Origin of the sequence: Micromonospora cabrerizensis (genome assembly GCF_022230955.1) — a bacterium.
GTDB classification, from domain to species: Bacteria; Actinomycetota; Actinomycetes; order Mycobacteriales; family Micromonosporaceae; genus Micromonospora; species Micromonospora cabrerizensis.
Window position 1 is genome coordinate 61487 of the sequence record NZ_JAKKFI010000065.1, and the last position, 6201, is coordinate 67687.

The window sequence follows — 6201 nt, forward strand, 5'->3', positions numbered from 1 at the left end:
ATCTGGCGAAACTTCCCTCCAAGCGGAAAACTGACCCACGACGATGCCCCTCTCGACACCGCGGAGCACCCATGGCCAGAACCCGCCTGCACGCGGCCGCCCTCGCCGGCGTCACCGCGCTCACCCTGCTCGCGACCACCGCACCCGCGACGGCGGCCCGCCCGCCCGCCGCCACCCACGACGAGCAGATCACCTTCCAGGACTGGTCCGGGCCCGCCGACTGGCACCGGGGCAGCCGGGCCGGCACCCGCGTGGTGCCCGGCGCCCGAGCGGGCCTCACCCTGGCCCGTCCCGCCGGCACCACCGAGTACGCCGACCCGCACACCGGCACCACCCGCACCTGGGAGTACGGCACCTGGACCTCACCGATGACCCGGATCGGGTTCGACGCCAGCGAACTGATCGCCTCGTGGAACGCGGAAACCCCCGCCGGCACCTGGATCCAGGTCGAGATGCAGGGCAGCTACACCACCGGTGAACAGACCCCGTGGTACGTCATGGGTCGCTGGGCGTCCGGCGACACCGACATCAAGCGGACCAGCGTCAACCGACAGGGTGACCCCTGGTCGACGATCTGGACCGACACCTTCAGCATCGACGACGCCACCGCCGGGGTGCTGCTGCGGTCGTACCAGCTGCGGCTGACCCTCTACCGGGCACCCGGGCAGACCGCAGCGCCGGTCGTGCGGATGCTCGGCGCGATGAGTTCCACGGTGCCGGACCGGTTCACCGTGACCCCGAGCGCCGGGCACATCGCCTGGGGCGTCGAGCTGCCGGTGCCGCGCTACTCGCAGAACGTGCACTCCGGGCACTACCCCGAGTACGACGGCGGCGGCGAAGCATGGTGCTCACCCACCTCCACCGAGATGGTGGTCGAGTACTGGGGTCGCAAACCGTCGGAGGCCGACACCTCCTGGGTGGACCCGACCTACCCCGACCCGACGGTCAACCACGCGGCCCGGATGACCTACGACTACGCGTACGACGGCGCCGGCAACTGGCCGTTCAACACCGCGTACGCGGCCAGCTTCCCCGGCCTGGAGGGTCGGGTGACCCGACTGCACTCACTGGACGAGCTGGAGCGTTTCATCGCCGCCGGCATCCCCGTCGTGACCAGCCAGTCCTTCCTCGCCAGTGAGCTGGACGGGGCGAACTACGGCACCTCCGGGCACCTGTTCGTGGTGGTCGGCTTCACGGCCGACGGCGACGTGATCGTCAACGACCCCGCCTCGTCCAGCAACGACGTGGTGCGCAACGTCTACAAGCGCGCGCAGTTCGAGCAGATCTGGCTGCGGACCAAGCGCACCAACGCCAGCGGCGGCGTCTCCGGCGGCTCCGGCGGCATCGCGTACCTGATCAAGCCCACGTCGAAGCCCTGGCCCAAGGTCCCCGGCTCCACCAACTGGTAACCAGAACCACCCACCCACCCGATCCAAAGCACCGTTGATCATGAAGTTATTGCCCGATCGCCCGGCGTGTCGGCGCAATAACTTCATGATCAACGCTTGGTGTCCGGGCCTTCGGCCGGGCGGGCGTCGGGGTTGGGGGTGTCGTCGTCTTCGCCGGCCAGGGCGGTACGGAGGCGTTCCTTCTCCGTGCGCCGGCGCTCGGCGGCGGTGCCGATCTCCTCGGCCATCTCGTCCCGCCAGCCGCGCAGCAGGAAGAAGGAGAGCGCGGCGGAGAAGGCCAGCGCCAACATCAGCTTCAGGAACACGTTCATGTCGATCAGCCAGAGGCCCGCCAGCACGGCGACGAACAGCCCGATCCGGCCCAGCGTGTACTTGAGCGCGGCGCTCACCCGTACCACTCCGTTCTCTCCGTCGCCCGCCGATCTCGGCGGAAGGGTCGATCCGCCCGGCGGGCGGTCGCGGTCAGCCGGTGCGGCGGGCCAGCCAGCGGACGCCCGGGAACCAGAGAGCCGCGTACGCCACGGTGAAGGCCGCCGCCGCCAACGCGCCGGAGAGCAGCGGTGGCAACCCGGAGCCCAGACCGGCGATCAGCAGCCCGACGAACACCCCGACGGCAGCGGCGGCCAGCGCCGCCACCACCCGGGCCGCACCGAACTCCCAGGCCCGGAAGTCGTCCCATAACAGCCACGCCGGCAGGATCACCGCCAGCCAGCCGTTGGTGTGCCCGAAATCACCGGCGCCGATCGAGGCGAACGCCCAGTCGAACAACACCAACGCCAGCACGCCGATGACCAGGCCGGCCAGGCACACCCCGAGCAGATCACCCAGGGTACGGACGCGCCCCTCGGCGTCCCGGCGGGGAAACCCACTCTGCTGCTCAGGTTCGCGTTGCTCGGTCATCGACTGCGAGGGTACGTGGTGGTTCAGGCCCAGACCTGCTGCGGCTCGGCGCGCCGCTCTGCCAGCGACGGGGCCTTGTCGTACTCCCGGACCACGTTGTAGCGGGTGTCCCGCTCGACCGGCTGGAAACCCGCGTCCCAGATCAGGTGCAGCAGGTCCTCGCGGTGCATCGTGTTCGGGGTGCCGTACGAGTCGGCGTCGTGCGTGATCTTGTATTCGACGACCGAGCCGTCCAGGTCGTCCACGCCGAAGTTCAGCGAGAGCTGGGCCACCGACAGCCCGTGCATCACCCAGAAGTTCTTCACGTGCGGCACGTTGTCGAAGAGCAGCCGGGAGACGGCGAACGTCTTCAGCGACTCGGCCGGCGACGCCATCGTGGTGCGCGCCTGGATCCGGTTACGGATCTTGCCGTCCGCCGAGTCCACGAAGTCGTGCTGGTAGCGCAGCGGGATGAAGACCGCGAAGCCCCCGGTCTCGTCCTGGAGCTCGCGCAGCCGCAGCACGTGGTCGACCCGGTGCCGGGGCTCCTCGATGTGGCCGTACAGCATCGTCGCCGGGGTCTTCATGCCCTTGCGGTGCGCCAGGGCGTGGATGCGCGACCAGTCTTCCCAGTGGCAGGCGTGGTCGACGATGTGCTGCCGGACCTCCCAGTCGAAGATCTCCGCGCCACCGCCGGTCAGCGACTCCAGGCCGGCGTCCATCAGCTCGTCGAGGATCTCGTCGGCGCTCAGACCGCTGATCTTCTCGAACCACTGCACCTCGGTCGCCGTGAAGCACTTGAGCTTGACGTTCGGCAGTGCCGCCTTCAGCTCGCGCAGCACCTTGGGGTAGTAGCGCCAGGGCAGCGTCGGGTGCAGGCCGTTGACGATGTGCAGCTCGGTGAGCTGCTCATCCTCCATCTCCTTGGCCTTGCGGACCGCCTCGTCGATGCGCATCGTGTACGCGTCCTTCTCGCCCGGCTTGCGCTGGAACGAGCAGTACGCACAGGACGCCGAGCAGACGTTGGTCAGGTTGAGGTGCCGGTTGACGTTGAACATCACCCGGTCGCCGTTGAGCTCGGTGCGCTTGTGGTGCGCCAACCGGCCCAGCCACGTCAGGTCGTCGCTGTCGTAGAGGGCGACCCCGTCCTCCCGGGTCAGCCGCTCACCGGCGTACACCTTCGCTTCGAGCTCACGCTTGAGTCCGGCGTCCATGGCACGTCCCTTCCACCTGCGGTCCTTGTCGAGCGTACGTCGGGACGCCGACAGCCACGGCGGCACGGTCGCTGACAGCGATCCACTTCACCAGACTCTCAGCCTCCCGTAACCCGGCGATGCATCGACATCACTGTCGCTGTGCGGTAAGACAGAACGGGGCGGAACACACACTGGTACCGTCCCGACCGCCGCGCCCACCAAGCGCGGTGACGGACTGCGGGACGGGGAGCGGAATGGTCGACAGCGGGCGCGGGCGACGGCAGCGACGACGGAACCCGGTGATCTCGCCGGTGCTGCGTCCGAAGCTCTGGGCCGCCCTGCTCGGCGCGATCGCCGCCGCCGTGCTGTCCACCCCCGCGTACGCCGAGCCCGGGGTGCCGACCACCGTGCCGGACACCGGTTCCCGCCCCGCGGTGACCGGCGCACTTCAACTGCCCGGTGGCGCTCCCGTCGCCGGTGTCCCGGTCCCGCCGGTGGTCAACGTCGGCACGGGCCCGCTGGCCGCCGCCATCTCCGCCGGCGAGGTCCAGGTCGGCGCGCTCGGTGAGAAGCTGCTGCTGACCAAGCAGAAACGCGTCGACGCCAAGGCGCAGCTCGACGCGGCCGGCAAGACACTGGCAACCGCGCAGGACGCTTTGCTCCGGGCCCAGCAGGCGGCCGACGCGGCCGCCGCCGACGCCGTGAAGGCAGCCGCCGCGCTGCCACCCGGCGACCTCGCCCAGGACATCCGCGAGCTCAACCGCCTCCAGCAGATCACCCGGGGCCAGAAGGTCGACGGCGGCACCACCGGAGTGGCCGGGGAGCTGTCCCGGGCCCGCACCAACGAGCAGCTCGCCTACCAGGCGCACGCCGCCGCCAAGGCCCGGGTCGACACCGTCGAGGCGGAGTTCACCGCCGGCGAGGCGTCGCTCCGTACGGCCGAGGCGGCCCTGCTCAAGTTGCGCCGCGACAACGCCACCGAGCTGATCGCGATCGAGCGTCAGCAGGAGGCCGCCGAGCAGCAGATCGGCGCCGGCTACGTCTCCAACCAGAACATCAGCGGCATGGCTGCCCACCCGCGGGCCCTCGCCGCGGTCCGGTACGCGCTCGCCCAGCTCGGTGACCCGTACAAGTGGTCCGAGGAGGGGCCGAACCAGTTCGACTGTTCCGGCCTGATGTGGGCGGCGTACCGGTCTCCCGGCGCCGACTACTTCGACCTGCCCCGGGTCTCCCGCGACCAGTACGCCGCCACCCGGGGCCGGACGGTGCCGCAGAGCGCGCTGCTCCCCGGCGACCTGCTCTTCTTCGCCTCCGGCAGCAGTTGGACGACGATCCACCACGTCGGCATGTACATCGGCAACGGCAAGATGGTGCAGGCGCCCACCACCGGCGACGTCGTCAAGATCTCGGTCGTCGGCTGGTCCCGCCTGTACGCGGCGACCCGGGTGATCGGCGCGGTGCCGGGGCCGATCGTGTCGATCCCGACCCCGCCGGTCACGACGCCCACCAAGCCGCCCGTGAAGCCGACGCCCACCCCGACGAAGTCGGCCACCCCGACGCCGACGGGTTCGACCACGCCGAAGCCGACCGACAGCGCGACGCCCACGCCCACGCCGACGCTGACACTCACGCCGACGCCCAAGCCGACCGGGAGCACCCCGCCGAGCACCCCGAGCAACACGCCGACGACTCTGCCGTCGGCACCGACCAACGCCCCGAGCAGCTCGTCCCCGGCGACCACCCCGAAGGCCACCACGAGCGCGTCGGGCGGCGACAGCCCGTCGGGCACCCCCAGCACCGCTGGTTGATCCGCCACGACCCGGCTCCGGCTGTCCGGTCGGGGCGATCTGTGGCACGGTGACAACCAGGCACATCCGACTCGACGTCACGAGTCCGGGTGCGAGCATGGCGCGGAGGGCGGAGATGGCCGAGCAGAAAGTTCCGGCGGAGACTGTCGACCCTGTGGTCGACCAAGCCGACCCGCCAGGGCTCGGCACCGGCGACCCGGTGTCCCCCACCGAGGCCGCCCCGGTCTCCCCTCCCGCTGACCCGGCCGCCAGCGGCACAGCGCCGGCCGCCACCGACGACACGCCGTCCCCCCGCAGCGACTCGGCCGGTACCGACGTCGACGCCGCTCCCGTCGGCAACGGCGTCGACACGGACGATCCCGCCGTCGGCCCCGAGCAGGCGGCCCCCGCCGACGCCCGCCCGGACCAACCCGCCGCACCGGTACGGGCCCGGGCCAGCGTCGCCACCGCCGGGGCTCTCCGCAGTGACCTGCCGGCCAGCGCCCCGGTCACCGCGACCACCTACCGTGCGACCGGCTCGGCCAGTCCGGCCGACGTGTCGTTGCCCGGGCAGCGCAACGACTCGACCACGCCGGCCCGGGCCAGCGCCACGGTTCCCGGCAGCGGCCAGGTCACGGCCGGCGCCTTCGGCACCCCGACCCCGCGCGGGAGCACGCCCACGGTCTACGGAGCCGGGCCGGTGAACCCCGAGCCGTCCGAGCCGGCGCAGCCACCGGAGCCGGCCCAGCCGTCGACCCCGGAACCGGAGCCGTCACCCACGCCACCGGGCCCCGGGCCGACCCAGCCGTCGCCACCCGAGCCGGAGCCCGCGCCGGCCCCGGGGCCGTACCCGCCCGGCCCGATGCCGACGCCAGGCCCCCGACCGACGCCGCCGCCCGGTCCGGTTCCGCCCGTCCCGGGCCCACCCGT

General features: G+C 71.6%; 5 protein-coding genes and 1 pseudogene. 3 read left to right on the forward strand and 3 right to left on the reverse strand.

The genetic code is table 11. From position 1 onward, the window contains the following. Positions 1-71 precede the first annotated feature (71 nt). A complete protein-coding gene (locus tag LADH09A_RS15935; RefSeq protein WP_238645965.1) occupies positions 72-1409 on the forward strand; it encodes a C39 family peptidase in 1338 nt (445 codons plus the stop codon). A gap of 89 nt (positions 1410-1498) precedes the next feature. Here the strand turns inward: LADH09A_RS15935 and LADH09A_RS15940 are convergent, their stop codons facing one another. From LADH09A_RS15940 to mqnE, 3 genes are all read right to left on the reverse strand, one after another. Further along, entirely contained in the window at positions 1499-1798 is a 300-nt protein-coding gene (locus LADH09A_RS15940) for a DUF4229 domain-containing protein (protein ID WP_238645967.1), read from the reverse strand. Between the two features lie 73 nt (positions 1799-1871). Next, positions 1872-2309 carry a hypothetical protein gene (locus tag LADH09A_RS15945; protein WP_238645968.1) on the reverse strand — a complete coding sequence of 146 codons (438 nt, stop codon included), beginning with the start codon at positions 2307-2309 and terminating at the stop codon, positions 1872-1874. A gap of 23 nt (positions 2310-2332) precedes the next feature. Next, positions 2333-3502, reverse strand: coding sequence for an aminofutalosine synthase MqnE (gene mqnE / locus LADH09A_RS15950; RefSeq protein ID WP_088951092.1), 1170 nt, complete (start codon positions 3500-3502; stop codon positions 2333-2335). 236 nt (positions 3503-3738) lie between these two features. Here mqnE and LADH09A_RS15955 point away from each other — a divergent pair, with 236 nt between their 5' ends. Both LADH09A_RS15955 and LADH09A_RS15960 read left to right on the forward strand, forming a co-directional pair. Continuing rightward, positions 3739-5292, forward strand: coding sequence for a C40 family peptidase (locus tag LADH09A_RS15955; RefSeq protein ID WP_238645969.1), 1554 nt, complete (start codon positions 3739-3741; stop codon positions 5290-5292). A gap of 97 nt (positions 5293-5389) precedes the next feature. Next, positions 5390-6201: pseudogene (locus LADH09A_RS15960) on the forward strand (hypothetical protein); the annotation flags it as partial.